This window comes from Bradyrhizobium sp. LB13.1 (assembly GCF_054056815.1).
Genome location: NZ_JBSRYQ010000001.1, coordinates 713602 through 738952 on the forward strand (window position 1 = coordinate 713602; position 25351 = coordinate 738952).

Annotated in this window: 18 protein-coding genes, 1 tRNA gene and 2 pseudogenes; 6 read left to right on the plus strand and 15 right to left on the minus strand. The window is 59.8% G+C overall.

All coding sequences use genetic code 11. The annotated features are described in order from the left end of the window. Positions 1-118: 118 nt before the first annotated feature. Positions 119-1295, minus strand: a pseudogene (queG, locus tag ACVWYI_RS03395) (tRNA epoxyqueuosine(34) reductase QueG). Then, positions 1244-1936, minus strand: a complete 693-nt coding sequence (locus ACVWYI_RS03400) for a glutathione S-transferase family protein (RefSeq protein ID WP_354105924.1) — start codon at positions 1934-1936, stop codon at positions 1244-1246. The pseudogene queG and the gene ACVWYI_RS03400 overlap by 52 nt, the downstream one beginning before the upstream one ends. 169 nt (positions 1937-2105) lie before the next feature. On the opposite strand from ACVWYI_RS03400, the gene ACVWYI_RS03405 reads away from it, so the two are divergent. Beyond that, positions 2106-2912, plus strand: a complete 807-nt coding sequence (locus tag ACVWYI_RS03405) for an undecaprenyl-diphosphate phosphatase (protein ID WP_354105925.1) — start codon at positions 2106-2108, stop codon at positions 2910-2912. A gap of 135 nt (positions 2913-3047) precedes the next feature. Here ACVWYI_RS03405 and ACVWYI_RS03410 read toward each other — a convergent pair whose 3' ends face one another. Then, entirely contained in the window at positions 3048-4013 is a 966-nt protein-coding gene (locus ACVWYI_RS03410) for a complex I NDUFA9 subunit family protein (protein ID WP_456661233.1), read from the minus strand. A 151-nt stretch (positions 4014-4164) separates the two neighbouring features. Between ACVWYI_RS03410 and ACVWYI_RS03415 the strand changes: the two genes are divergently transcribed. Then, positions 4165-4251 (plus strand) — tRNA-Leu (locus ACVWYI_RS03415). An 88-nt stretch (positions 4252-4339) separates the two neighbouring features. Continuing rightward, the gene (locus ACVWYI_RS03420; protein ID WP_456661234.1) at positions 4340-5998 is read left to right on the plus strand and encodes a tyrosine-type recombinase/integrase; all 1659 of its coding nucleotides are present in this window, start codon (positions 4340-4342) and stop codon (positions 5996-5998) included. Between the two features lie 123 nt (positions 5999-6121). On the opposite strand, the gene ACVWYI_RS03425 is transcribed toward ACVWYI_RS03420, so the two are convergent. The 6 genes and pseudogenes from ACVWYI_RS03425 to ACVWYI_RS03450 form a co-directional block, all read right to left on the minus strand. Continuing rightward, positions 6122-7180 carry an EamA family transporter gene (locus tag ACVWYI_RS03425; RefSeq protein WP_456661235.1) on the minus strand — a complete coding sequence of 353 codons (1059 nt, stop codon included), beginning with the start codon at positions 7178-7180 and terminating at the stop codon, positions 6122-6124. Between the two features lie 24 nt (positions 7181-7204). Then, positions 7205-7576, minus strand: a complete 372-nt coding sequence (locus ACVWYI_RS03430; RefSeq protein ID WP_456661236.1) for a hypothetical protein — start codon at positions 7574-7576, stop codon at positions 7205-7207. Between the two features lie 29 nt (positions 7577-7605). Next, positions 7606-10726 (minus strand): annotated as a pseudogene (locus ACVWYI_RS03435) (efflux RND transporter permease subunit). A 9-nt stretch (positions 10727-10735) separates the two neighbouring features. Then, positions 10736-12454 (minus strand): efflux RND transporter periplasmic adaptor subunit, encoded by a 1719-nt coding sequence (locus tag ACVWYI_RS03440; protein WP_456661237.1) that lies wholly within the window; start codon positions 12452-12454, stop codon positions 10736-10738. 50 nt (positions 12455-12504) lie between these two features. Further along, positions 12505-12891, minus strand: a complete 387-nt coding sequence (locus ACVWYI_RS03445; protein ID WP_456661238.1) for a hypothetical protein — start codon at positions 12889-12891, stop codon at positions 12505-12507. 1197 nt (positions 12892-14088) lie between these two features. Then, the gene (locus tag ACVWYI_RS03450; protein ID WP_456661239.1) at positions 14089-14466 is read right to left on the minus strand and encodes a hypothetical protein; all 378 of its coding nucleotides are present in this window, start codon (positions 14464-14466) and stop codon (positions 14089-14091) included. A gap of 167 nt (positions 14467-14633) precedes the next feature. Between ACVWYI_RS03450 and ACVWYI_RS03455 the strand changes: the two genes are divergently transcribed. After that, on the plus strand, positions 14634-14870 hold the full coding sequence (locus tag ACVWYI_RS03455) for a helix-turn-helix domain-containing protein (protein ID WP_456661240.1): 237 nt from the start codon (positions 14634-14636) through the stop codon (positions 14868-14870). 573 nt (positions 14871-15443) lie between these two features. Here the strand turns inward: ACVWYI_RS03455 and ACVWYI_RS03460 are convergent. The 4 genes from ACVWYI_RS03460 to ACVWYI_RS03475 form a co-directional block, all read right to left on the minus strand. Then, the gene (locus ACVWYI_RS03460; protein WP_456661241.1) at positions 15444-16712 is read right to left on the minus strand and encodes a hypothetical protein; all 1269 of its coding nucleotides are present in this window, start codon (positions 16710-16712) and stop codon (positions 15444-15446) included. 140 nt (positions 16713-16852) lie between these two features. Then, positions 16853-17383 (minus strand): hypothetical protein, encoded by a 531-nt coding sequence (locus ACVWYI_RS03465; RefSeq protein WP_456661242.1) that lies wholly within the window; start codon positions 17381-17383, stop codon positions 16853-16855. Between the two features lie 691 nt (positions 17384-18074). Then, a complete protein-coding gene (locus ACVWYI_RS03470; RefSeq protein WP_456661243.1) occupies positions 18075-18923 on the minus strand; it encodes a hypothetical protein in 849 nt (282 codons plus the stop codon). A gap of 238 nt (positions 18924-19161) precedes the next feature. Then, entirely contained in the window at positions 19162-19866 is a 705-nt protein-coding gene (locus ACVWYI_RS03475) for a recombinase family protein (RefSeq protein ID WP_456661244.1), read from the minus strand. 410 nt (positions 19867-20276) lie between these two features. On the opposite strand from ACVWYI_RS03475, the gene ACVWYI_RS03480 reads away from it, so the two are divergent. Both ACVWYI_RS03480 and ACVWYI_RS03485 read left to right on the plus strand, forming a co-directional pair. Further along, on the plus strand, positions 20277-21593 hold the full coding sequence (locus ACVWYI_RS03480; RefSeq protein ID WP_456661245.1) for an AAA family ATPase: 1317 nt from the start codon (positions 20277-20279) through the stop codon (positions 21591-21593). Between the two features lie 198 nt (positions 21594-21791). Then, positions 21792-22013 carry a hypothetical protein gene (locus tag ACVWYI_RS03485; RefSeq protein WP_456661246.1) on the plus strand — a complete coding sequence of 74 codons (222 nt, stop codon included), beginning with the start codon at positions 21792-21794 and terminating at the stop codon, positions 22011-22013. A 237-nt stretch (positions 22014-22250) separates the two neighbouring features. On the opposite strand, the gene ACVWYI_RS03490 is transcribed toward ACVWYI_RS03485, so the two are convergent. Next, the gene (locus tag ACVWYI_RS03490; protein WP_456661247.1) at positions 22251-22469 is read right to left on the minus strand and encodes a hypothetical protein; all 219 of its coding nucleotides are present in this window, start codon (positions 22467-22469) and stop codon (positions 22251-22253) included. A gap of 244 nt (positions 22470-22713) precedes the next feature. Next, positions 22714-25044 (minus strand): AAA family ATPase, encoded by a 2331-nt coding sequence (locus ACVWYI_RS03495; RefSeq protein ID WP_456661248.1) that lies wholly within the window; start codon positions 25042-25044, stop codon positions 22714-22716. Between the last annotated feature and the right edge of the window lie 307 nt (positions 25045-25351).

The following is a 25351-nucleotide window of genomic DNA, read 5'->3' on the forward strand; positions in this document are numbered from 1 at the left end:
TCCCCAATCCTCATGGTGAGGAGGCGCGAATCGCCGTCTCGAACCATGAAGGCCCGGCTCTTTCAGCTCGGCCTCTATCCTTCGAGACGCGCGAAGAGCGCGCTCCTCTGGATGAGGATCAGGAAGCGGCCCGCCACTCCTCGCGTACGCTGTCATCGCGCTCGCCCGCGATTGCAGCTGCCCTCATTGCAGCGAACCCTGCATCTGACAACAACTGCCCCAGCGCCCACACCGCAGCCCCCCGCACCAGCGGGCTCGCATCATCCAGCAATCGCCGCGCCTCGTCCGCCAGTGCCGGATCGCCGGAGTTGCCGATCGCGATCAGCACGTTCCGCAAAAAACGATCGCGGCCGGATGCGCTTGACCGGCGACTTCGTGAACAGCGCGCGAAACGAAGCGTCGTCGAGCCGGGCGAGTTCGGCGAGACCTGGCGCGCGCAATTCGTCACGCGCCGCGAGCTTGGCCTCGCGACCCTCCTGCGCGAACTTGTTCCAGGGACAGGCGGCGAGGCAATCGTCGCAGCCATAGATGCGGTTGCCGATCGCCTTGCGAAACTCGCGCGGGATCGGTCCCTTGTTCTCGATGGTGAGGTATGAGATGCAGCGCCGCGCATCGAGCTTGTAGGGCGCGGGGAAGGCCGCCGTCGGGCAGATGTCGAGACACGCCTTGCACGAGCCGCAATGATCGATCTCGGCGTCGTCGCGCGGCAGCTCCAGCGTGGTGTAGATCGCGCCGAGAAACAGCCACGAGCCGAATTCGCGCGAGACCAGATTGGTGTGCTTGCCCTGCCAGCCGAGATGCGCGGCTTGCGCCAGCGGCTTCTCCATCACCGCGGCAGTGTCGACGAACACTTTCACGTCGGACGGTGCGGTCGCAACCAGCCATCGCGCCAGCGCCTTCAGGCGTTTCTTGATGAGGTCGTGATAGTCGTCGCCCTGCGCATAGACCGAGATCGCCGCGCGCGTGCGTTGTTCGAGGATCGCGAGCGGATCCTGGTCAGGGCCGTAATTGACGCCGAGCATGATGACGCTGCGCACGTCCTGCCACAACCCGCGCGGATCGACCCGGCGCTCCGGCTGTGCGGCGAGCCAGTCCATGTCGCCATGGCCGCCCGATGCGATGAATTCGAGGAAATGTTTTCCGGCGCTGTCGATCGTGCCCGGTTCAGTGATGCCGATGCAGTCGAAGCCAAGCGCGCGTGCCTCGTTTGCAAGCGCCGTCTTCAGTTCGATCGGATCGGAGTTCAGAAGTCGAGGTCCACGTAGGTCCGCGACGCCGGTACGCCCGCCAGCCATTCGCTCAGCAGCGGACGGAACGACGGGCGGGATTTCACCCGCGCGTACCACGCCTTTGCTGCGTCGTCCTCGCTCCATGGCACGTCGCCCAGATAGTCGATCGCCGAGAGGTGCGCCGCGGCGGCGAGATCCGCGTAACTGAGCCGGTCGCCGGCGAGGAAATTACGCGTCTGCGCCAGCCAGCCGATATAGGCCAGATGATAGCGCACATTTGCCTTCGCGGCGCGCATCACGTCGGCCGAAGGCGGGCCGCCGCCATTGTCCTCGCTCATGAAGCGCTTGTAGATGCGCTCGGTGACGAGCGGGTGGGAGACCTCCTCGAAAAATTTTTCGTTGAACCAGGCCATCAGCCGGCGCACCTCGACGCGCTCGCCGATCGTGTCCGGCATCAGGCGCTTGAGTCCCATCTCGGCGCCATAGGCCTCGTCGACATATTCTGCGACGATCGCCGCGCCCGGGATGGGCGGCTGCTCGTCGTCCACCAGGACGGGCGTCGTGCCCGCCGCATTGAGCAGCAGAAATGCCTCGCGCCGCTCCCAGCTGCGCTCTTCAACTAGCTTCAGCTCAAGCCCGTATTCCCCCGCGATCAGGCGGATGAACCGCGAATGCGGACAGAACGGATGATGAAACAGCGTGAACATGAAGCCTTTGACTATTTGATGGTGCTTAAGAATCCATCAATGTTTGTGCAGCGCCACACTAGTCATTCAAAACCGCGAAGCAAGGGCGTGACGCCGCATTTTGCGATTGCAGCAATGGGGCGGATGGGCGAGAAGAGCCCCGCTTTTCCTGCGGAAATGGACCGTAAATATGTCAGACGCAATACGGGCAGTGATCCTCGGCATCATCGAGGGTGTGACCGAGTTCCTTCCCGTGTCCTCGACCGGTCACCTGCTGCTTGCGGAGCGCTTCTTCCATCTCGGCGAGGGCGCGTTCTGGGATTCGTTTACGGTTCTGATCCAGCTCGGCGCGATCCTCGCGATCGTCGTGCTGTACTTCAAGAAATTGTGGGACGTCGCGATCGGCATGTTCACGGGCGACGCCTATGCGCGCCGCTTCGTGATCGGCGTGCTGGTGGCGTTCCTGCCCGCTGTCGTCGTCGGTCTCGTCGCCGGCAAATACATCAAGAGCATGTTGTTCAATCCGTGGGTGGTGTGCTTCTCGCTGATCGTCGGCGGCGCCATCCTGCTCTGGGTCGACAAGCTCGATCTCAAGGCGCGCGAGCATGACGCCACCCGGTTTCCGCTCCTGATGTATCTCTATATCGGCATCGCGCAGTGCATCGCGATGATCCCGGGCGTGTCGCGCTCCGGCGCCAGCATCGTCGCCGCAATGTTTTTGGGGGCCGACAAGCGCGCCGCGGCGGAATTTTCGTTCTTCCTCGCCATCCCCACCATGATCGGCGCGTTCGCCTATGATTTCTACAAGAACCGCTCCGAGATGACGATGGACCACATGGGCATCGTCGCGATCGGCTTCGTGGTGTCGTTCGTTACCGCGATCATCGTGGTGAAGACGTTCCTGGAATACGTCACCCGTCACGGTTTCGTGGTGTTCGCCTGGTGGCGCGTGATCGTCGGCACGCTCGGCCTGATCGCGCTGGCCATGGGGCAGTAAACCCGAACTTCAAACAACTGCAGTCTGGACGTTGAAGCTCGTCACGCCCGGCCTTGTGCTGGGCATCCACGTTCTTGGCGACCATCGAGGAAAGACGTGGATGGCCGGGACAAGCCCGGCCATGACGGCGGATGGTTACGCGCTCTTGCGCTGGAACTGCCCGGCGGCGCGAAAGCGCCAGAGATATTGGGGGGCGATCGCTTCAAGCGAGTCGGCGCTGATGCCGAGGCCCTCCAGCGTCAGGCCGGCGGCCTTCGCCGCATCCGACACGACATTGTCGCGCGCGAGCAGCGTGACCTGGTCCGGCGTCAGCTTCAACGCGCCGGGCGCGAATTGCAGGAAATTGGCCTGGAAGCGGGCCAGCCCGAACGGCAGCGGCACCAGCATCGGCTTGCGATCGGCGATCTTGAGGATGGCCTCGATGATCTCGCGCATGGTCAGCACGTCCGGCCCGCCGAGTTCGTAGGTCGCGCCCGCCCTCGCCTTGCCGTCGACGGCATCCGCGATCCCTGTGGCGACGTCGCCGACATAGACCGGCTGCATCCGGGTACTCCCGCCGATCAGCGGCAGCACCGGCGACATCCGGGCCAGTGCCGCGAAGCGGTTGGTGAACTGGTCCTCGGGGCCGAACATCACGGACGGACGGAAGATCGTCGCCGACGGCACCGCGGCCAAGACCGCGGCTTCGCCGGCCGCCTTGGCCTGGGCGTAGCGCGAGGGCGATTCAGCGTCGGCGCCGATCGCCGAGACATGGATCAGGCGGCTACCTGCGGCCGCGGCCGCCTTGGCGACGGTCTCGGCGCCCTTGGCCTGGACGGCATCAAAACTCTGCGCGCCGCCTTCGGCGAGGATGCCGACCAGATTGATCACGACATGCGAATCACGCAGCGCTGCCTCGACCGAGGCCGGATAGCGCAAGTTGGCTTGCACGGTGTGAACCTGCCCGACTTTACCGGAAGGCTGGAGGTAGCCGGCCAGCTCCGGCCGCCGCACCGCGACCCGGATCCGGTAGTCGCGCCGGCACAGCGCGCGGACGACATTCCGGCCCAAAAACCCCGATCCGCCGAAAACCGTGACGAGAGTTTCCAGATTCGATGCCATGGAGGTCCATTCCTGCAGGAAGAGTGCGTGTTATCAGGCTTGTATCGGGCCGGTTTGCGATGCGCAATCCGCATCCGGAAGCGGGGTTCAAGCATGAATTGACAACCGCGTCACCGAACCGTAGTAACCGCCTCCGTGCCCCAAACGGCATGCCCAGGTGGTGGAATTGGTAGACGCGCTGGCTTCAGGTGCCAGTGGCTTAACGGCCGTGAAGGTTCGAGTCCTTTCCTGGGCACCACCCAATTCTGGATGTGAAGTAATTCCAGATACATAAGCCCTTTCAGAGTGTTGCGTTGGCCCCGACTGTGTAACAATGGGGTGTAACATTGCTGTTCAGGGTTGTTCGGCCGATGCGCCGGGACGGGTCTCGCATTCCTTCATTCGTGCAGCGCATTCCGGCGGACGTTCGCGCCAAGGCGGCGGGCATCGAGCTGGCTATTCCGCTGGGCGATGAGTTCGTATTTGTGACGCCCAGCGAGAGCGCTCAGGCCATTCGGTTCTCCCTCCGCACCGCAGAGCCCAGCGAAGCGAAGGCGCGCCATGGAGTCGCCGCGGCCTATCTGGCGGGTGTCTGGCAGGCCTTCCGCAATGACGCTCCTGTGCATGTGACCCACCGGCAGGCGACGGCTTTGGCAGGCGAACTCTATCGCGTTTGGGCGGATAGCGAGAGCCGCGCCCGGAGTGTCGCCATGGTTCACACGCCCGGTGTCGGTTGGGCGCCGGATACTGAGAGCCACGAGGAGCAGGAAGCTCATTGGGCCGCTGTAACGGAGATGTGGGAGAGGGTTGGCCGGGACGGTGACGCCAAGAAATTAGACAAGTCGCTAGGGCCCATTGTGGACCGCCTCTTGCTGACCAAGGGCATTCGCCGCGTGGACAGCGAATCACGCGCTCTCTTGCTCACCGCCTTTTGGATGGCGCTCCGTGACGCCTTCGCGGCCCGCCAACGGAATGCAGGGGGAGACTACTCCATCGACCCCAAGGCCGCTCGCTTTCCTGAATGGCAGGCCCCGGCAGATGCGCAAAAGGAAAAGCCAAAGCGGGGCACCTCCAAGAATTCCCTTACCGGGCTGGTTGAGGACTGGTGGAAGGAAGCCAAGCGGGCCGGCCGGAAGCAGAGCACCTACGAGAGCTATCGCAACTCGATGGGCCGCCTAGTGAGCTATCTGAAGCATGACACGGCGAGCCGAGTGACGCCGGACGACATCGTTCGCTTCAAGGATTATCGCGTGCAAAGCGGCGTGAGCCCGAAAACCGTGAAGGACAGTGACCTCGCTGGCATGAAGACGGTGTTTGGATGGGCTGTGGTCAATCGTCGGTTGCCCAGCAATCCGGCGGAAGGAATCACCATCAAGGTGGGCAAGCCGCGCAAGCTCCGGTCCAAGGGGTTCTATGATTCGGAGGCTATAGCCATCCTGAAGCATGCCCGCGAGTTCGTGCCCGGCCGGGAAGCCCCCAAGCTCGCAGCGGCCAAGCGGTGGGTGCCCTGGCTGTGTGCCTTCACGGGCGCCCGTGTGGGTGAGATGATCCAGATTCGCAAGGAGGATATTCGCCGCGAAGGCAAGCTCTGGGTGTTGCATGTGACGCCCGAGGCCGGGCCGGTGAAGACGGACGAAGCGCGTGATGTCGTGCTCCATTGGCAAATCATCGAGGAGGGCTTCTCGGAGTTCTATGAGAAGTCCAAGGGCGGCTATCTGTTCGTTGACCCTAAGCCCGGTGAGTTAGGGGTGCGCAATGCGGTGAAGACGGCGCGTAACAAGGTTAATGAGTTCGTGCGTGAGGTGGTGAAGGATAAGAACGTTGATCCAAGCCACGGCTGGCGTCATCGCTTCAAGACTGTCGGCATTGAGCAAGGTGTTGAGACGCGCGTACTGGACGCCATTCAGGGGCATGCGCCGCGCAATGTCTCTGAGGGCTACGGAGACGTGACCATTAAGGCAAAGGCGAACGCCATCGCGAAGTTCCCGGCAATCGATTTCGCCTAAGCCACCCGTCGCCAAGCAAACCCTTGGCGCTTGCAAGGCCACCTAACGGCCAGCAGCAGACATTTCATATTCAATCGAGGTTCAAAGGTCGCGGGGCGGGCCGGTGTCGCTGAAACAAAATGCTCAATGCGAATGCCGATGGTGTAGATCCGGATAATGCGGGTGCTTGTGTCGCAACGGCTTGTGCACGTGCCAGTGCGAGTGGGGTTCATCGACAGCTCCCGCGTGATCATGCTGGTGATGCTCGTCGTGAACATGCTTGTGCTCATGGGCTATGGCCTCATGAACGTGCTGGTGTTCGTGCCGCTCGGTGAGATGGAGCCAAAGGCCCAACCCCATCAATAGCGCGGCGAGCGCAAGCTTCGGTGTGAAGGGATCGCCAAGGCTTACGGCCATCAGGGCGCCGATGAAAGGAGCGAGCGAGAAGTAGGCGCCGGTACGGGCAGTGCCGAGATGACGAAGGGCAAGCACGAACAGAACAAGGCTCACCCCGATCGCGAAGAACCCCAAGATTGCCGCGAGTATCGCCAGGCCTGTGGGCGGTAAGCTGTTGCCGAGCCAGAACCCGCCGGCGATGTTTGCAGCACCGGCAAACAGGCCCTTGATCATTGCGATGATGACGGGATCGGCAGACGACAGTTTTCGGGTCAGATTGTTGTCGATGCCCCAACACAGGCAAGCCGCGGCAATCAGCGCCGCGCCCGCATCCAATGAAGGGCCCTGACCTTCCCAGGATAGGGCGATTGCGCCGAGAACGATCGCCAGGGCACCCATCAGCAGGCGTCGATCGACGTTTTCGCGGAACACGAGCCAGGCAATTACCATGGTTGCAAGACTCTCCAGATTCAGCATCAATGATCCGGATGAAGCCGGCGTTCGGCCAAGTCCGAACATCAGCAATGCCGGTCCAAGTATGCCCCCGAAGATAACGATGGCTATCAACCAGGGCACGTCATGCCGTCTTGGCGGAGCCTCCGGAGCCGATAGCCCGATCGCGGCCCGTGCGGCGTGAACCGCCGCGAGGCCAACGCCCGCACCGAGGTAGAGCAGGCCCGCCAGCACCTGGGGATCGACGCTGGCGAGCAGTAGTTTCGAAAGCGGCGTTGCAGCGCCGAACAGGAGGGCCGAACCAAGCGCCAGCGGGACGCCAGGCATTTGAACGGATGATCGATGTCGCTGCATGTGCTCCGCCCTTCGTAACCTCGTTTATTCCGCAGTGTATCTCGCGGTCAGGGAATGACCGTGCAAGCTTGCCGAAAAGACCACGATGGCCTTCGGCGACAGCTCCGTCTGAAGCTTTCCCGACATCAAGTTGGGACTGGCCGGAGTGAGCGGCACGGTGACGGTCTTGCCGCCGTCCTGAATGGTTGCCCGTCCCCGCATGTCCTTGGTCGGGAGCGGAGAACCATCGTCGTCTCCCACATAAAACACGATATCCGTGCCCTTGCGGACAAACTCGATTGGATGACCCTGCGATTTTGCGACGGGGCCGCCTTTGCTGCCCTTCGTCTGTGCCGTGGCAAGGTCAGGCATGGCCGCTATCACAGCCATCATGGCCGGGAAGATGTATTTTCTCATTGAAGCTCCTCGGTGGTCTGGTGCGGAGGTCAATAGGCTTCCGCGGGGGTGAACGTTGCGGCATGCCCTGCTACTAGCCGCTCCAACGGCTGCCTGCCCAACATCAGAAACAGGATTGGGGTCACAACGGTATCAAGGATCGTGGCACTGAGTAGACCGCCGAAGATCGTCACGGCCACGGGATGCAGGATTTCCCGGCCGGGCTCGTCCGCGCCGATCAAGAGCGGCGTGAGCGCCAGTCCTGCGCAAAGGGCCGTCATCAGAACGGGGCTAAGGCGCTCCATGCTGCCCCGAACGATCAGCCCGGTCCCGAAACGCTCGCCTTCATGAACCGCGAGATTGATGTAATGCGAGATCTTCAAGATGCCATTACGCGCCGAGATTCCGGCAAGGGTGATGAAGCCGATCATCGACGCCACCGACAATGGTTGACCAGCGATCTTCAAGGCAGCCACGCTGCCGATCAGGGCGAGCGGGATACCGCCCATGATGATCAGCGCCAGCGCGGTTGATCGATAACGGCTGTAGAGAACGATGAAGATCATTGCCAGTGAAGCCAGCGAGAGAATGCCGATGCGCCAGGACGCCTCCTGCTGGGCCTGAAATGCGCCTTCAAGGTTGGTCGTGTAACCTTGCGGAAAATCGAGCTCCCGGACCGCCTTCTGAATGTCGGCAGCGATATCGGCAATGTCGCGGCGTCCGTCCCCGTTGCCGTAGACGACAATCCTGCGCTGGGTTCCCTCGCGTTGAATCTGGTTTGGCCCATCGGTCTCGATGACCTCAGCCAAAGCGCTCAGCGGGACGAATTCCAGACCGGTTGGGATGAGCAGATTTTGTAGTCCCGTGGTTGAGCGGTCCTGCTCCGAAAGGCGCATCACGACGTCGAAGCGGCGATTGCCGTCGACGATCTGGGAGACCTTCCGGCCGTTGGACAGCGTATCGAGCGCCTGTGTGATCGCAGCCGGCGTCAGGCCATGAAGTGCGGCGCGGGCATGATCGACCTGAACCCGTACCTGAGGGATCAGCACCTGCTTCTCGACCTGGAGATCGACCAGGCCCTGGATCGTCGAAAGGCGCTGGCGCGAGGTTTCGGCAAGGCGCCGCAACATCTCGATATCCTGCCCGTAAATCTTGAGCACGATCTGGGCACGAATACCGGACTGCAGATGATCCAGGCGGTGGCTGATCGGCTGTCCGATAGCAACCGACGCAGGCAGCGCGGACAGCGAGTCCCGGACGCTCGCATAGATATCCGCCTTCTGGCGTTTGGATGGGAACGAGGTCGACGTCGATTTCGCTGAAGTGGACGCCTTCGGCGTGCTCATCGAGCTCCGCGCGGCCAGTGCGACGTCCGACCGACTTCACTTCGGGCACCTTTGCAAGCGATTGTTCCGCCAGTAGCCCAAGCCGGTGCGATTCCGCGAGCGAAATGCCGGGATTATATTGCAGCGAAAGAACGAGCGTCCCTTCGTTGAACGGCGGAAGGAAACTGCGCGGCATTTGACTTGCGGTGTAGCCGGCTAGCACGATCGCTGCCGCCACGGAGCCCAGCACCAGGCCGCGCCGCCCGAACGCCCACCCAAGCACCCGCCGATTGGCCTGCTTCAACCTGGTGACGACAAAACTTTCGCGATCACCCGAATGGGTTCGTCCCGAAAGCAGATAGTAGGACAGCACCGGCGTTACCGTGATCGACGTCAGCAGAGACGCAAGGATCGAGACCACATAAGCCACGCCGAGCGGGGTGAACAGCCGCCCTTCGATTCCCGGAAGTGCGAACAGCGGCACAAATACAAGAACGATGATCGTCGTTGCGTAGACGATGCTGGAACGGACCTCTTGGCTTGCCCCGGAGATCACGTCCAGAACAGCACGCGGCGTACTCGACGCGGCATTCTCCCGCAGGCGCCGCAGGATGTTTTCAACGTCCACCACCGCATCGTCGACCAGCTCACCGATGGCAATGGCAAGGCCGCCCAGCGTCATGGTGTTGATCGTGAGACCGAAGGCATAGAACACCAGCACCGTCACGAGGATCGATATCGGAATGGCCGTCAGCGAAACGAACGCGGCGCGTCCGTTCATCAGGAAGACGACCAGGACCAATGCAACGACGACGGCGGCCTCGGCCAGAACGCGTTCGACATTGCTTATCGAGGTTTCGATAAACGTGGCCTGACGGAATTGCACGTTGGTGACGTTGATCCCCGAACGCATGGTGCGTTGCAGGTCCTTGAGCGTGGCTTCGATATTGCGCGTCAACACCACGGTATCGGCAGCCGGCTGCTTCATGACGCTAACGATGACCGCCGGCTTGCCGTTATACCCGGCATCGCCGCGCTTGGTGCGTGCTGCAAAATCCACGGAAGCGACCTGCTTCAGCAGGATCGGCTGCCCGTCGCGGCTGGCAACGACGGTGTTGCCGAGGTCCTCGATCCGCCGGGTGAGGCCGACGTTGCGGATCAAATATTCGCGGCCATGCTGGTCAACGAAACCGCCGCCGCTGTTAGTGCCGAACTTTGCTACGGCTTGCTCGATCTGATCGTGGGTGATGCTGAGCGCCTGCATCGTCGCGACATTCGGCGTCACCCGATATTGGCGGACCTCTCCCCCGATGGGAATCACCTGGGCGACACCGGGAATGGCGAGAAGCTGCGGCCTGACGACAAAATCGGCGATCTCGCGCACTTCCATAGGCGTAGCCGTGCCGTCGCTGGTCAGGGCGACCAGCATGATCTCGCCCATGATCGACGTCACCGGGCCCATCTGAGGATTGACCGAGGATGGCAACTGCTCGCGGATCAGCGCCAGCCGTTCCGAGACGAACTGCCGGGCACGATACACGTCGACGCCCCAGTCGAATTCGACATAAACGACCGACAGACCAACGCCCGAAACCGAGCGGACCCGGATCACGCCAGGCATGCCGTTCATCGACGTCTCGATCGGGAACGTCACGAGCTGCTCGACTTCCTGGGGAGCCAGCCCCTCCGCCTCAGTCAGAATGTTCACAGTCGGGCGATTGATGTCCGGCAAGACGTCGACGGAAACCGTCGGCAGAACAAACAGGCCGTAGCCTACGAGCACGGCGGCAACCGCCAGCACGAACAGGCGATTGCGCAAACTTGCCTGGACGATGAGCTTGAACATGGGCCGTCCCTACCGGATCTGGTTGATGAGGTCGGTACCGTGAACCACGATGCGTTCGCCCTCACTGAGGCCGGCCGCCACGATCACGCGGGTCGCGTCGACCGGCAGCACGCGAACCGGTCTTGGCTCGAAGCGTTCGGGCTCCGGGTGCAACCAAACGATATTCTCGCCGCTGCCGCTGCGAATGACCGCATTGCGAGGAAAGATCAGACCGGCCACCGGTGCGCCGCTCTGGACCATCACGTTGAGCGGCTGACCGATGTTGAGGCCTGTCGGAGGCTCCGGCATGGCAAACTGAACGACGGATGCATGCTGCCGCAATGCCCGGCTCGTTCCAACAAAAGAGAGCGCAATCGGGTGGCCATTGGGCGCCGTGGCCGTCGCAGCTTCAGGTTCCCTCAAACCCAAATCGTCATAGGCCAATGCTTCGACCCACAGGCTCTTGGGATCGGCGATCTGAAACAGGACGTCCTGCGGCTGAATGACCTGTCCCGGCACGACCTTGGCGGAGGTGATGAGGCCGTCGGTCGATGCGCGCAATTCCTCGAATCCCGTGCGGGAATTTCGAACCGTTTCGCGCCGGGCTCGCAGGCCTTCCAATTCGCTTTCGAGGTCGTTGACCTGACCTTGCGGCACGGCGCCCCGTTCCGCCAGTGGCCGCAGCCGCCGCAGCTTGTTTTCGGTGATCGCCGTCAACTGTTCGATCTCGCCGACCTTCTCGAGGATCGTGGTGCGGTCCGCAATCGGCAGATGCGGCTCTATCTGGATGAGCAGATCGCCCTTGCTGACGGCTTGTCCGATCCGGGGTATGCCGCCGCTGCCCGGAACGACGCGGCCCCCATAGACGCTTTGCACGATGCTGCTGCGGTTGGGGTCAGCGATGACACGGCCGATCAGCGTGACGGCAGGACGAATCGTCTGCGGCTCGGCGGCGGCGGTCCGCACGTCAAGCAGCCGCTGCGTCGGCTTGGCCGCAAAGACAGTGCCGTCTTGCAGGCGTCGCGGGGCATCACTCAGGGCGGGGACATCCGGCGGATTTGCCTGCCTTGCGTTGGTCCGGCTTTCGCCGAGCGCGATGGCAGCGAGAATGACAAATGCGCCTGCCATCGCCGCTGAAACGGAAGCGGCCATGCTACGACCACGCCGTCTCCAATAGCCATAGAGAAGGCCGAGCCACGCAGCAGCAAGTGCCGAGGCCACAACGGCGGTTCGGCTTGAGAAGAGCCAGCCCTGCTCCTGCTTCTGCTCCGGCGGCGGGACATTGCCGGCACGTGTCGGCACCAGCGAATCCACCAGCAGATCATTTCCCTTTTTGGCGTTGACCGAGAAAATGACTTCCACCGATTCCGCCGGCGCGGCGTTCGGAACGGCGGCAATGTAAACGCCGTCATCGGTTTTCGCAGCCTCGATCGGTGCGGAATCGCCGATCGTGACCTGCAGGACTGCATCCGAAACCGGTTCGTTCGTGCCGGGATCGTCTATGAAGACGGAAAGCTTGCCGTCTTTCAGGATGCCGACGATCTCGTAGAGCTCGGAACGCGCCGCAACCCTTGGATAGGCTGACGACACCACGGCCGCTTTTTCAGCGTCGCCGTGATCGTGCCCCTCATGGGCAAGGGCCCCTGACACACCCAAGAACAGGCTTGCCAACCAAGCGAGACTGGCCAGGCCACGACCGACTAGGCTTATTGCCAGCCGCCCTTTCGGGCAGCGCTGATTCATCAACATGGAAATTCCTTCAGACATGCGACAGGTCGGGGGCCGAAGGGCCGCCCGGATTACGCGATGCTGAAGGTACTTGGTGGCCGCGTGAGTTCGTCAGGCCTTACGCCGACAATAGCTTGCGCAACCGGCAGATCGACAGGGATCAGCACCTCAAAGGGGCTGAGCAGGGTCATGAACTGCGGTGACGCGATTGAAGTGCCGAACATGTTCCAAGTGAGGCTTGGACCACCCTCGTCATCATCGTGATCCGCCCCGTCATGCACGTGGCCTGCGGCGCCGTCACCACTGTGGGAGTGCACGTGACCAGCCAACTGATCGTGGAAATGCAGGGAACCGCTCAACGTAACGGCAGGCGCCGGCATCGTACCAACGGCCGCATTGGCCTGCGAGATCGAAATCAGGGTTACCTGAAGCACAAACGCCGACACCGCCACGAACATGGCTGTTATGGCTAGTTGACGGAGACGTTGAAGACGGTCGCGTTGCACAGCAAAAATCTAGGTGATCCTGGGCGCGATTTCAAGCCGACGTTGCTCGCTCTCTTGGGTCTGCAATGTGTCAAATGCGAAGAACTCAACCTGAGCAATCTTGTCCGCCATGCCTCAATAAGCGGACCTCGTGGAGCGATGCTGCCACTCGCCGAAAGGCCACAAGCGGACCTTGCTTGAGCGCTTTGTCGAGGCCGCCGCTGAGACGGCCTCAAGCCTATTGATTGCGAGTTCCGGAGCGGTCAGCAGTGAGGCGGTTTACTGCCGCGTAAGGGTGCGCACCTCGGCTGCAAGCTCAGATCTCAGTTCGTCCTCAAGCTCCCGGATGTGCTTCGCGGTTGGCCCGTCCGGAAACTCTTTCATGAGCTCGCGACAGTGTGCCAACTTCCGTTTGATCGTTACGATATCCTGACGATCATCCATCTTCGGAAATCCTTCACCGCACTAGTTCTTGTAAAGCAGTATACCCTGTTCGCGAGCTTGCCGACGCACCGAGCTAACGCGGCGCCCCAGCACCTTGGCCGCCTCGGCTGCGGTGGCCCGTTCTCTGGCGAGCAGGATTAGTCGGGCTAATTCGTGCTGCGTCCAAGCGGGCTTAGCTCTCGGCGAATCTTCGATGCTGTCCATGTCACAAGGTGGCGCCTCATCGTTAACATTGTTTCACCAGCGGTGGTGGCGCCAGCCGTAGTGATGGCCTCGGCCTCTGCCCCAACCATAGTGATGACCACGCCCGCCTCGATGACCCCACCCGTGGCCACCGCCATGTCCGTGGCCCCCCTTGACCTCAATAGGGGCAGTCTGAGTCGCGCCCAGTGCGCCCGGCTTGGCTGCGGGCATTGCGGAAGCAAATGGTGCAGTGGTTAGACCAACGGTCCCTGCCACTAAGCCGACCAAGCAAATCCACTTCATGTAAGCGCCTCCGGTAAGAACGAGACCACGGCCAGCCGGCCTCTCCAGCCACCGCGGCCCTCCAGCTCGTCAACAATGAAGCCGGGAAAAAGTTGCAACGAGGGCTGACGGATGATTAAGGGCGGGATACCCTATCCGCCGTTTGAGAGCAGTCGGGGTCTGCGTCGGGTCACAAGCAGCCTCGTCACATTGAGCGGAGATGGTCCGGTTTGCGCCTGTAAGCCGATATCGGTTTAGCTCTTAGCGCGTGTTGGCATATTCGGTCGCTGCCGCTTTGCAGGCTGCTATCTTTGAGCAGGCCAGCACGGCGCCATCACGCAGGGCACTGTCATACGAGTCGTCTTTGTGGTTCGCGTGAAGATAGGCCCCGAGCAAAGCCGCTGCAGCTAGGATCACAGCATAACGAATTTGGTCAACGAACCGCTTCACTCGTTGGTCCCTCTTAAGGCGCTCACCAGCGTAGATGAACAGGGCAATCGCGCTGACACCCGCGAGGGATATCCGAGGCGTCTCCGGGACACCCAGCGCTGTTATCGCCTCGCATTCGGCCCAGACGCTCAGCGCGACAAATCCCCAGAGCGTTGCGTAGAAGCTAAGGATATCGAAAAGGTCCTTCATGGGCTCGGGCCCGCGGGCGCTCGGGGCCGTGGTCTCAGTGTTTGTCATTCCTGCATCCCCTCCTGAACGGACCGTCGTAATTGTAGACGATAGTCATCATGCCCCAACGGGAAAATGGGACTCATAGTCCGTAGACCGGAAGTCATCATGACGGCCTGCTCCGATGGATGGACGACGAGACAGGCATCGTTGACGTGGTGGCGGCGGCCGTGCGGAAGGCACGCAAGGGGCTCGGGCTGTCCCAAGAGGATTTGGCCCTAGAGGCGGGGCTTGATCGGACCTACGTCAGTCAGGTTGAGCGGGGCACCCGTAACTGCACCATCATCGTCCTGGCCCGCTTGGCTCGTGCCTTGAAGACGAGCCCTGACCGATTGCTTGTCCCCCAGAAGAGGACCCGGGGTTAGGTCTGAATCTCGTCCGGTGTCGGGCAGGTCACTTTTAGCACCGGACCTCAGGTTCGGCCCGAACATGACCTTTGATTTAGGTCAATGGCCGCTGCGTCCTTTTGCCAAGCCTTAGGCATGAGTGAGCCTCCGCCCGAGAAACGTCCGACGCCCAAGCCGACGCGCACGGAGGAGGCTCGACGCATCATCGAGGAGTATGCCGATGACCTTCGCGAGATCATCAGGAAGCTGTGTCAGAGGATGAATTGAGACCGCCTTGGTCCGCGCATGGTTTGGCCCTATGGAGGAGACCGAAGGGTTAGTCTTAGGGACTGTCCTTTGAGGTGGCCATATAGGAGGGGTGGTGGTCACTCACCCTAGCTTGGAGGTGACCCTTCAGGGTTGGTGAAGGGTGACCCTTAGAGGCCGCACTAGGGGTCACAATGGAGGAGGGGTGGTGTCACCCTCCCAACTTGAAGGCGGCCCTTACAGGCCCCCTGAGACGGACCTCTAAGTTCTAACCTTTGAGTTTCCCCCTCTAGCTTCCTCCTCCATTAGCGGAGGCATAAGGGCCAATTTTGCTCTAAGTAACTGTTATCGCGGGCAAGATTCTATGGAGACAATCGCGCAGGAAGATCCCGTAGCCGTGGTGAAAGCAGCCTGCATCGCGTCCGCCGCAACGTAGGCTTTCGATTCCGCGACCAGCACCGCGTCATGGAGCGGCAGAGCGGTGACCCCAATGCTCGCAAGATGCGTGATGATCCCGATCAGCATGTCGCTTTCGATGCGCATCAACTGAAAGCCCAGCCCGGTGCCGAACAAATCAGCGATGGGGGCATGGCGCGCGACTAGCATCTTGATCGCGTCCCGGAGCTTCGTGCCCGAAGGGAAGTGCTGAAGCGTGTCCTCCGGCCAGTTCCGCAAAGGACCGTCCGCGAACAACATCGCGTTCATCAGCGTCTTCCAGCCATCTCGCCCCGAGCCGTCTCCCGCCACGTCATATATGTCACCTTCCGGCTGCGGCTGTCCCGCCCGCACATATGCGAGGCGCGGGAAGAGTTGCCTGTAGTCGACATCAGCTATTCGCTCGCCATCAATCCGGATGCGCTCGAAGCGTTCGGCTCGCTCCATACCCAACCAGAACGGGCCAGCTAGTCGGCCTCCGTGCTGCCAGTTGCCGTTGTTGAAGATGCGCCGAAGAGAACGGCGATAGGGCGCGATCACTTGGCCATCTTTGCCTAAAGAGAGGCCGGTGTCCTGACCAATAACCTCGATGCTCGCGCTGCGTAGAAACTCATTGATGCGCTTGATCTGTCCCGCGAGTTGACGAGTCTTTGTGGTGTCCCGGAAGGCTATCGAGGCTGCGCGGCCGTCATCGTCCTTGCTTTCTTTCAAGATGATCAGTGCATGGTCATCGATTTGCTGAACGGCTCGCCAGTCGGGCGGCGCCAACGGAAGATGTTGAGCAAGCGCTGTGCTTGGTCGAATGAGCGACGGCATCCGCGTTCTACCAGAGACCCTATATCCCCTTCGCTCCTCGTCAATGAGACCAAGCGATGAAAGCCCATCTATCGCGGATAGGAAATGCTGGCCGTATACCGGGTTGGCGCTGCCTTCGCCCGGCCAAAGGAAGTCGTGCGACCGGGGCACCGCGAGATGGGGGCCGGAGTCGATTGCGCTGAGCAGGACTAGGTTGCAAGCCAGCGCTTCAACGGCGAGGCCAAACTTCTCCTTGTCCGCTTCCTTCCGCGCTCGCTTCCTAGCGCCGCTATCGGTCTCATGGAGCAGCAGCGCGTCGCGCAAACATTGCACCGCATGGGCAAGCTCATTCGACTTGGCCCGGAGCAGTGGATCGAACCACATTAAGTTCGGTGATTGCGTCATCGGAGCGTGAGGCATGTGTTCAAAGTGACCTGCCCGAACCTTCGATATGCACGCACTGCTTCACTCCGACCAGATAGCTCACCCGAATGCTGTGACACTTGAATTCTCGCGGACATCGATCAACCCGCCGCGCGGGGCCGCCCGTAGCGCTGCCGATGGGCCATGACGCCCGCGACATGCTTCTCCACAACCAATTCAAGGCTTGGGGGCTCCAACATTCGGCCCATCTCCCGCAAGGCACGCCCGGTGCTCTTTGGATAGACGTGCATTTCCGTCCGCCGCTTCCGGCCCTGATGATCTTCGACCTCCCAGATACGGTGAGTTCCTGAGGCCAGTCTCTGAATAGCCTTTGCGATCTGAACCGTCCGAAACTCCTTCGTCCGGGGGGCTGTCGTGTCGGTCCTAGTCAGGGCGGAGACAGCGAGGACGATGGACACGATGCGCTGCGTGGGCACGCCTTCAACGCGGAGCCGCGCCAGTCCGATCTTTGCTCGTTTCGTGGCGGACAACCCTTTGAGGCGCGTCGCGATCTCCACCGGGCCAGCGTCCTCTAGCGTCCGCCCCATGTCGGCAATTGCTGCGGCGATAAACTTATCGTTAGACGCCATTAGCCCGACATACGCGGTCGCGGCGGTGATGTATGGCCGCAACTCGGAAGCCTTGAAGCTCGGCCGCCAATAGGACCCATGACGCGCCCGGTGCTCTACGTGGCGGCGGCAGTGGTGAGGGGCTAGACCTTGGCGGACCGCCTTCATGGTCGGCCGCCCGCAGCCGGGAATGGCGCAAGTGGCTGCTGCTGCGAGCGGCCCTAAGCGTATACTTTCCTTCAGAGCGGCCTTACGGTGAGCACGGTTGGTCATTCAGATTTTAAGACACCAAGAGACTGTAAAAGAGCAGCTTGGGCCTTATGGAGCAGCCCGCTTAGGATAAAATCCTCTCTCCCGTAATTCGGCGACCGGATTGCCCAGAGGCTAATAGATTTATTTTCTCGCAGCGCAGAAATTTCGTTCGATATGTCCGCATTCACCCTAAGTCTTCGCGCACCGTTCAGCGCCTCCACGACATTTTCAAGCCGACAGATGACGCGGATAGACGACCCCGGGGCGACGATCTGTAGTGCTCTGACTACCGCGCTTAGACAGGCTCGCTCTTGCCTGCTTTCACCGTCACTCACGTTGACGTGTGTGGGCACTGCCATTCGGTCCGAATCCACAAAAAGAACGTCGAATGCGTGGGCGGATGCTAAATTGTTCGCAGTTTGCGTTCCAACCACAAACACGTCCAACGACGCTGGCTCTTGCATCAGCTGAGCCTGATCGGCGTATTTCGCGCTCCACGATTTCATAACTTGAGTCCTTTTTCCGCGCGGCGACGCTTCACGAGCTCTCTATGGAGGTCATCTGCGGACCGGAACATTCGCCGCAACTCTCTTTCAAATGCCACCCGAGTCGTTGCGATGTGAGAAACGGCTCCGAGGCCCTTATTCTTCAAGGCTCGATCGAAATGCTGTCCGGCCGCCTCGATAGCCGCAGCGCGGCCTTTAGTGCTGTATCCGGCCGGCGTTCCCGACTGCACAACCGAATCATCCGATTTCAGATAGAGAACACTCTTCCGATGGTCATAGTGATAGCCTGCATCGAGTTCACGATGAATTCTATGAACCTGCTGGCCCTTCGGGGCGTCAAAGATTATTCTCATTAATCGAATGTTCTGCTCTGCTCGCCGACCAAACGTTAGCAAGAATCGCCGATCGTTGGACCGTGTGACGTCTCCATTCTTGTCTTTGTTCGACTTCGAATCGTTGAAGCGAACGCTGCCGCCGGGTGCGGTCATCATCACGATCGCTGGGACATATTCAGGATCGAAGATTCGCGGACTCCTGGTTTCCCTGGGCCGATCCTCGTCGACGATCGTGACTAGCGCCTTCGGGCCGAAAAGATCGTCTTGACCACTCGCAAGCTCAATCCTTTGGATTGCTCCATGTGGGAGTTCCGCAGACAAGCGATCCAGCGGAGGCAAATCCGCTGAAGTGCGATTAAGATACCGGTCGACTTGATCGTAATACTCACGGCATGCAGAGCAGGCAGACGCGGACAACGGAAGATAGATCGGGTCTCCATCTTGGCCACGACCGATCCGAGGTTGCACTCGGCCCATTGTTACTTCGAAAGTCCAGGGTATTTTCTTCATGTCGGAGCCTTACTCGCGTTCAACTCGACGAGCTTTTCCAGATTTGAGGCACGAGAAAAACACCCAAACTAGGGGGGGCTCGCTCCCTGCGTTGCTCACCCCCCACTCCTTGCCCCCTCACCCCCTGCACTCCTGCCACCCACACGCCCCACCCTGCGCTAACTGTCGAGGGTCTTTGGTGGGGTCCAACTCCCCCTATCCGCTCCCCGCTACTCGTCGCGGTTGGGCTCGTATGAGGTCAAGTGTTGGCGTTCCCTATTTTCTTCAATCGAGCTTGGACGAGCCTTACAGCCGCCGTTGACCATTGAGCGCGTCCCCTGGTCGTCGGTATGCCCTGCAATGTAAGGGCGCGAGCGACCTGAATTGGTGAGACGATGCCTTCTACCGCTAGGGTTTTTAGCACCGGGCCAAGGTCCACTGCTCGTCTATCGGCAAGCCTCGATTGCGCCTGTCGTCCACAGGCCCGGACATCGCCGGACATCGTTCCACCCCGGTGGCCGCCGAGTTTCCGCCCCCGTGCTTTAGCGGCTGCCAGCGCTGCCTTGGTCCTGGCAGAGATGAGGCCCGCTTCAAGCTCCGCGACAGCAGCCATCTGCTGCAATATGAAGCGACCGGTAGGACCCTCTATGGCTGGGAGATCAGCGAAGCATACCTCCACGCCCGCCTCTAGCAGCCGCTCAAGGAAGCCCACCGAGCGGGTCAGCCGATCCACCTTTGCGACCACAAGAGTCGCACGGTGCAGACGTGCTGCCGCAAGTGCTTGCTCCAAGGCCGGCCTTTGATTGAACCGCCCACTCTCAACCTCAGTAAATTCCGCGATCACGTTCGTAAATGCATCGCCGAGGTATTTTGTCACGGCCGTCTTTTGTGCATCGATCCCCAACCCGGATAGGCCCTGCTTGCGGGTAGACACTCGATAGTAGGCAACAAATCGGCGCTTCACTGCATTTTCCTCCGAAGGTGGCGGCTCAAAATCTTAGACAACGAGCGTTGTCACCATATTTTTAGGAAGAATCGGGGATCAAGAGGGCTCGTGTGAGTCAAAACGACTCAGGGAAGGGCCTCGGTGGGGCGCCATCAGGCGGGGCGCGATGCGATGCTCGGGCCGCAGCACGTGGCGCCGAATGATACTTCAGAAATTGAGACCACCCACGGGGGGAAAGCTCAAAGCCGTCGCTACGAGGTCACCTTTCAAATTGGAGACCCTTTGCCCGATGTCGCCCGGAGCCATGACTGATTCGCTCGAATACCAGCACTTTGATTGAGCTACCAACAGGTGAGCGCGTATTGCTTGCGGCTGTGCAAAGCCCCATCATCAACCTACGATTCCATCGCGCGGGCGTAGGGCAAACAATGAAGGCACTGCCGAAGGCTGGCATGAAGTTCGCCAATGAAGATGAGTTTCGGGACATTCTGAAGCGATTGATTGTCCCCGGCGTTCCGATTGAAGACATCAAGTCGCTGCAAGGGCGCGAAGTGAAGCTGCGCGAAATTAGCCGCGCTTTAAACTCTAAGGGAATGCACGTCTTTATTCACGGTGAGCGGGGAATTGGGAAAACGTCCCTTGCTGTGAGCGCTGCCAAGGCGTTCCTGAAAATTGACGCGTATCCGCCCTATGTCGGGTGCGATGAAGACGCGACCTTCGACTACCTCGTCAGGGATGTTTGTCGAGACTTCCTTGGCTCAAGCATTCTGAAACGCCAAAGCGACTTTCAGCAGTCAGCGGGGATCAACTTGGCATTCCTGAAATACGAGGTGAAGGGGAGCGGGGGGACATGGATCATCCCCGACAAGGTTGAGACCATCAACGAGGCGGCAGACATGATTGGTGAGGCCGCGCAACTTTCGGGATATTCTGAGCCTCTCATAGTCGTAGACGAGTTCGATCGGATCAAAGACGACCAAGTGAAGCGCAAGTTCTCGGACCTGATCAAACGCATTCACGACAAGTCAGTAAACGTTCGCTTCGTCTTCTGCGGCATAGGCAAAACTCTTGACGAGCTGACTAGCGGGCATCTCTCGTCCAACCGGCCTTTGCACCCGGTCGAGGTTGACCAGATATCTCACGATGCTCGGTGGCGTATCGTTACGCGAGCGGCGGACGCGCTAGGTTTCCAGGTTGACGGTGAGCATCTGATCCGCGTGGGACACATCAGCGACGGCTTTCCCTACTATATTCATCTGGTAGCGCAGAACCTGTTCTGGATCGCCTTCGACAAGCATCCGCATGACCCGGTGATTACATCGGAGGATTTTCATGCGGCCGTGATGGGATCAATGGAGCAGGCCGAGTCTCCGCTGAAGACGGCTTACAAGCTGGCGATTCAAAAAACTAAGAACTCGCTCGACTATGAAGAGGTCCTCTGGTCGGCCGCGGCAGGCACCCACATGCAGCGACAAAGCCGGGAGATGTATGATGGGTCGTACGTTCCAATGATGGAAGAGCGGCTGCGCAAAGAGTTGTTCGATACAAAGATCAAGGAAAAGCGGACCTTCCTTACGTATGAAAAGTATCGCGACCGTCTATACAAGCTAACCGACCAGCGTCACGGCCACATTTTGGAGAAGTCGCGAAACTCTTGGTATGAATTCCCAGAGAAGGTCAATCGCGGCTACGTGAGGCTAGTGGCGGAACGAAATGGCGTTCAGCTTGGCGCGGACCATTTCTGATTGGCGCTCCATTGAAGTTGGGGCGCATCCTTATCTTGTCGGTTTCGGGAGCTTCCGAATCACCTGGGCACACGGTCACAGGATCATGTGAGCCCGTGATCCTGTGACACGCCGGAGGGCGGCCAAAGTCGCGGCTTCGCTAAATAGTCCTACCCACCCCATTTCTGCGTCTGGTGGGTCCGCAATAAGGAAATTGAGATGAAAATTGACGATTTCAAAAAACTACTCGCCGACCTCCAACCCGGTCAGGCCGCCACCCTCAACTACGAGATGTTCGAGGTGATATTCCCGCCCGGCGTCGAGGACGACGACGCAAAGGTAGTCGCCTACAATTTCGCCAAAGCCCATGGCTGCGTGATCCGCCACCATGAAAGCGCCCGCGAGGTCAACTTCGTGAAGGAAGCCGCACCTACCAGCTAAATTCAGGTTCGACCGACTCAGAGCGTCGCCCTTCCTTTGGGAATGACTAACTGTCGGGCGTATTCCTCGATTAACGCGGCGACGGCCAGCACGATGGCGACGAGGCACTCAGACTTGATGCCTGCGTCGCGAAGCCGCGCCAATGCGATGCGAGCCCGTTTGGTATCCAAACTGCCCTTTAGCCTCGTGGCGACGCTTAGCGTGGGATCACGTTCAATCAAACAACGCTTTGGAAGCTCAGGCTTCGGGCGGGGTGGGTTGATGAAGCTGCGACACAACGCCCAGATAGCCCAAGGCGAGAATCACGGACAGGAAAACACCGAGGTCTATGGAAAAGCCCAACAGCATGGCGAATAAAGCCGACAGGGCGGCCGCCGAAGAACAGGATTCGCCGGGAACGGTGGTTTTGTAGGAGAGGAGCCAAGGCCAGTGGTAATGGCGAAAAGGATGAGCCATGCGGGAATCCCGTAGGCACCAACGAGATAGAGCCCACCAATCAGAAGAATGGCTCCGATGATGCCCATCGCCTCCGCACCACCGCCGCCACTCGAATAGCGACGACGGCCACCGCCGAAACCCGTGGTGACATAGAAGCCACCCCCAAGGCCTTTCGACCAGCGCAAGCCCCGTGACGATACTCGAAAGCCACCACCCAACCGCTTACCCCAACGCACGCGCACCATAAGTCTCCAGTGTGAAATTAAAGTTTCCAGCGGATAGCATCGCAGTCACATCTCAAATGATGATCCCTGACGGCGGCATTCCAAACGGGGTGTTTGCAGGCCTCGCAGGTGAGTGAGTCTATCGCGGCCTCACAAGCATCAATCAAACGGTCCGCCTCCCCCTTCGACACGTAGCGCCCGTGAGTTCCGGCATTGGCAAATGGAAGCAACAATCCCTGTGCTGCTTTGGCTTTCTGCGTAGGCACGTCCCAAACCGTGTATTCGCCGCCGTTCTTCCTGCGCATTTTACGCTCGCAGTCCTTTGAGAGACGTTCCAGCAAATCGCCCGCAAATCTGAGATCATTACGCGGCCCCTTTATGAAGGGCACCAAGATACCAAGCACCTCAGCAATGGCCGCAAGCTGGGTGTCCATTACCGCCCGTGCCTTGGCCGCAGCGCTCGCGGGATCGCTCTCCAAAAGCTCTCTGGCTAAATCAAATCCCCCGGCGTTGTTCGCCCAGCGAATCCCGATAGCTGGCTCCTTCCATGGCAACAGAATCCTAAAGTGCCAAAGTTTGGCTGCGAGGCGGGTTCGAAGCTCCACGAACCAATCGTAATCGTGCGTGAAAATAAGAACCTGTCTGTCGGAGAATTCTTGAGAAAGGAGGTCCGTCACGTAGCTCCGGTGTTCTCGATCGAAGCTACTGACGACGTCATCTAATACAAGTGGACCACCGTTGCTATCGCGCTTCGCGAGGGCGAGAAAAACGCAAAGACCCAAGCTGTTTCGGTGGCCTTCCGACAGGGTCAAGCGTGGGCTTAACTGCTCTCTTCCGTAGAACCGCAATGCGATATCGAGGGCTTTGTCTGAGCCCTCCGGCTGATAAAGATGAACCCCGTCTATTGGCTCTGCAGGATGCAGAACGGCCCACATCCCTTGAATGTCGTCGCTTATGTCTTTTACTACCGATTTCGTTTGAGCTTTAATTTCTTCGCGTGTTTCGTTCTCCATGCTTGTGATGAAGTTTGTGAGCACATCGATTTGCTCTGTCCTGGATTTTAGCCTGACTATCTCAGGAAAGTGGCTCGCAGCATCGAGCATCCCTAGATCGGCAACGAGCTTCTCTATGGAGGGCGGGACGTGGTTTGCGGCGTTCGCTAGTTCGTCCGCGATGCAGTGAATACTTTTGGTAAACGCCGTAGAGGACGCATCTAGCTTGCCCTCTCGGAGCGCGTCGATCTGCAGGGCGCGAAACTGGCTAACGTGTTCCTTGATCTGCTCGCCAGCAATCGCACCAAGCCAACCCTCCAGTTCAGGGCGGCTGAGACAACTTTGAACAATAGCAATGCTATCGGCAAGCAAGTTCAGCGAGGCGTTTCGCTCGCCAAAGATCGCGATAGCTGCCTCTAGCCTCAATTTCTCGCTTGCAACGTGGGCCTTTAGGTCGCTCGCTAATACGCTCTGTCCACACGCGGGACAATCGACATTGCCATCGGCGTTAAGCTGCTCGGCATATACGTGGATGCTCTCAAGAATGGAGAGCCGGGTTTCGATAAGCGGTTCGGAAAGCTTTAGCGCTTCGACTGCCAGTCGCTGAACTTCGCTGAGATGTTTCTTAAGCGGCTGATCTGCGGCTGTCTTTATTGCCAAGTGAGCCGCCTGCTCCGACTGGAGACCACTCACGACTTTGTCTAGCACCGGCCGGAGTTCATTTACCAAGGCCTTTAGGCTTGTCGGCTCTGACCCATTGGTCATATGAGCACGATAAATGGCCTTTAGCTTTTCCTTTACGATCTCCCAATCATCCGATCCGAACTTTGCCTGCCAATCGAGTTCTAATTGCGAGAGGCGACCTTGGAGGCGATCATAGTTCGCAATCTCCGAGACCTTGCGCCCGAGTGCTCTGAGATTGACAGCAACATTCTCTAGGGGATCAAGCCCGAGCAATGGCAGCAGGACAGAATACTTATCGCCAGCGCTTGCCTTGATGAATTCGCTCACTTCGTCTTGCCGCAGGATGATACGCCGAGAATTCCAGTTCTCTATGATCTCCCGGTTGGAAATACTGCAGGCGCCGTTTGGAGCAATCGTCCCTTTAATCGAAGCGCCCTTAAAGCGTAACTCCACGTGTCTATCTGCGTCTGGCGTGGCTCCGGTGTTGATAATTCCCAATTCTTGCCTGCGGCCACTGTAGGTATGAGCGAGGTGCTGAAGCTTACCTTGAGAAAGCAGATATTCGATGCCGTCAACGAATGACGACTTCCCTGATCCGTTCGGGCCGTGAATTACGATGCTCTTGTTTTGCGTCTCCAGAGAAATCTTGGTCGACGCGCCCCGAAACCAGCTGAGCGCAATTTCTTCGAGCATCAATCCTCCCCGAGACTTTTGAGCAATTGCTCCGCTAGAGCGGCCAAACCTCCGGAGGAAAGCCTGCGTGCGGCTAAGGGCCCACGCATTTCGATTTGCAGAAGAGCCGCCGTCTTAGCTGGGACGGGCCTGTCCGAAATCACTGTAGCCATCCTGCTGGCGATCCAGTCCGGTTCAGCTATTGCTGGTCCGCGCGGCAAATGGCTCGGCTCAAACTCGTCTTCCGACACGTCCTATTTCCCCCGCCTGTGCCCCTTGATTCTCAGGGGAGGAATATACGAAAAATTGAGCGAACAAGCTCAAACAA

Excerpts from the sequence above, each read along its gene's own strand:
- ACVWYI_RS03490 (WP_456661247.1), bottom strand. The coding sequence starts at position 22,469 with ATGGCTCATCCTTTTCGCCATTACCACTGGCCTTGGCTCCTCTCCTAC.
- ACVWYI_RS03425 (WP_456661235.1), bottom strand. The coding sequence starts at position 7,180 with ATGCAGCGACATCGATCATCCGTTCAAATGCCTGGCGTCCCGCTGGCG.
- ACVWYI_RS03440 (WP_456661237.1), bottom strand. The coding sequence starts at position 12,454 with ATGTTGATGAATCAGCGCTGCCCGAAAGGGCGGCTGGCAATAAGCCTA.
- ACVWYI_RS03430 (WP_456661236.1), bottom strand. The coding sequence starts at position 7,576 with ATGAGAAAATACATCTTCCCGGCCATGATGGCTGTGATAGCGGCCATG.
- ACVWYI_RS03480 (WP_456661245.1), top strand. The coding sequence starts at position 20,277 with ATGAAGGCACTGCCGAAGGCTGGCATGAAGTTCGCCAATGAAGATGAG.
- ACVWYI_RS03460 (WP_456661241.1), bottom strand. The coding sequence starts at position 16,712 with ATGTGGTTCGATCCACTGCTCCGGGCCAAGTCGAATGAGCTTGCCCAT.
- ACVWYI_RS03485 (WP_456661246.1), top strand. The coding sequence starts at position 21,792 with ATGAAAATTGACGATTTCAAAAAACTACTCGCCGACCTCCAACCCGGT.
- ACVWYI_RS03450 (WP_456661239.1), bottom strand. The coding sequence starts at position 14,466 with ATGAAGGACCTTTTCGATATCCTTAGCTTCTACGCAACGCTCTGGGGA.
- ACVWYI_RS03495 (WP_456661248.1), bottom strand. The coding sequence starts at position 25,044 with ATGCTCGAAGAAATTGCGCTCAGCTGGTTTCGGGGCGCGTCGACCAAG.
- ACVWYI_RS03470 (WP_456661243.1), bottom strand. The coding sequence starts at position 18,923 with ATGAAGAAAATACCCTGGACTTTCGAAGTAACAATGGGCCGAGTGCAA.
- ACVWYI_RS03445 (WP_456661238.1), bottom strand. The coding sequence starts at position 12,891 with ATGTTCGTGGCGGTGTCGGCGTTTGTGCTTCAGGTAACCCTGATTTCG.
- ACVWYI_RS03410 (WP_456661233.1), bottom strand. The coding sequence starts at position 4,013 with ATGGCATCGAATCTGGAAACTCTCGTCACGGTTTTCGGCGGATCGGGG.
- ACVWYI_RS03455 (WP_456661240.1), top strand. The coding sequence starts at position 14,634 with ATGGACGACGAGACAGGCATCGTTGACGTGGTGGCGGCGGCCGTGCGG.
- ACVWYI_RS03400 (WP_354105924.1), bottom strand. The coding sequence starts at position 1,936 with ATGTTCACGCTGTTTCATCATCCGTTCTGTCCGCATTCGCGGTTCATC.
- ACVWYI_RS03405 (WP_354105925.1), top strand. The coding sequence starts at position 2,106 with ATGTCAGACGCAATACGGGCAGTGATCCTCGGCATCATCGAGGGTGTG.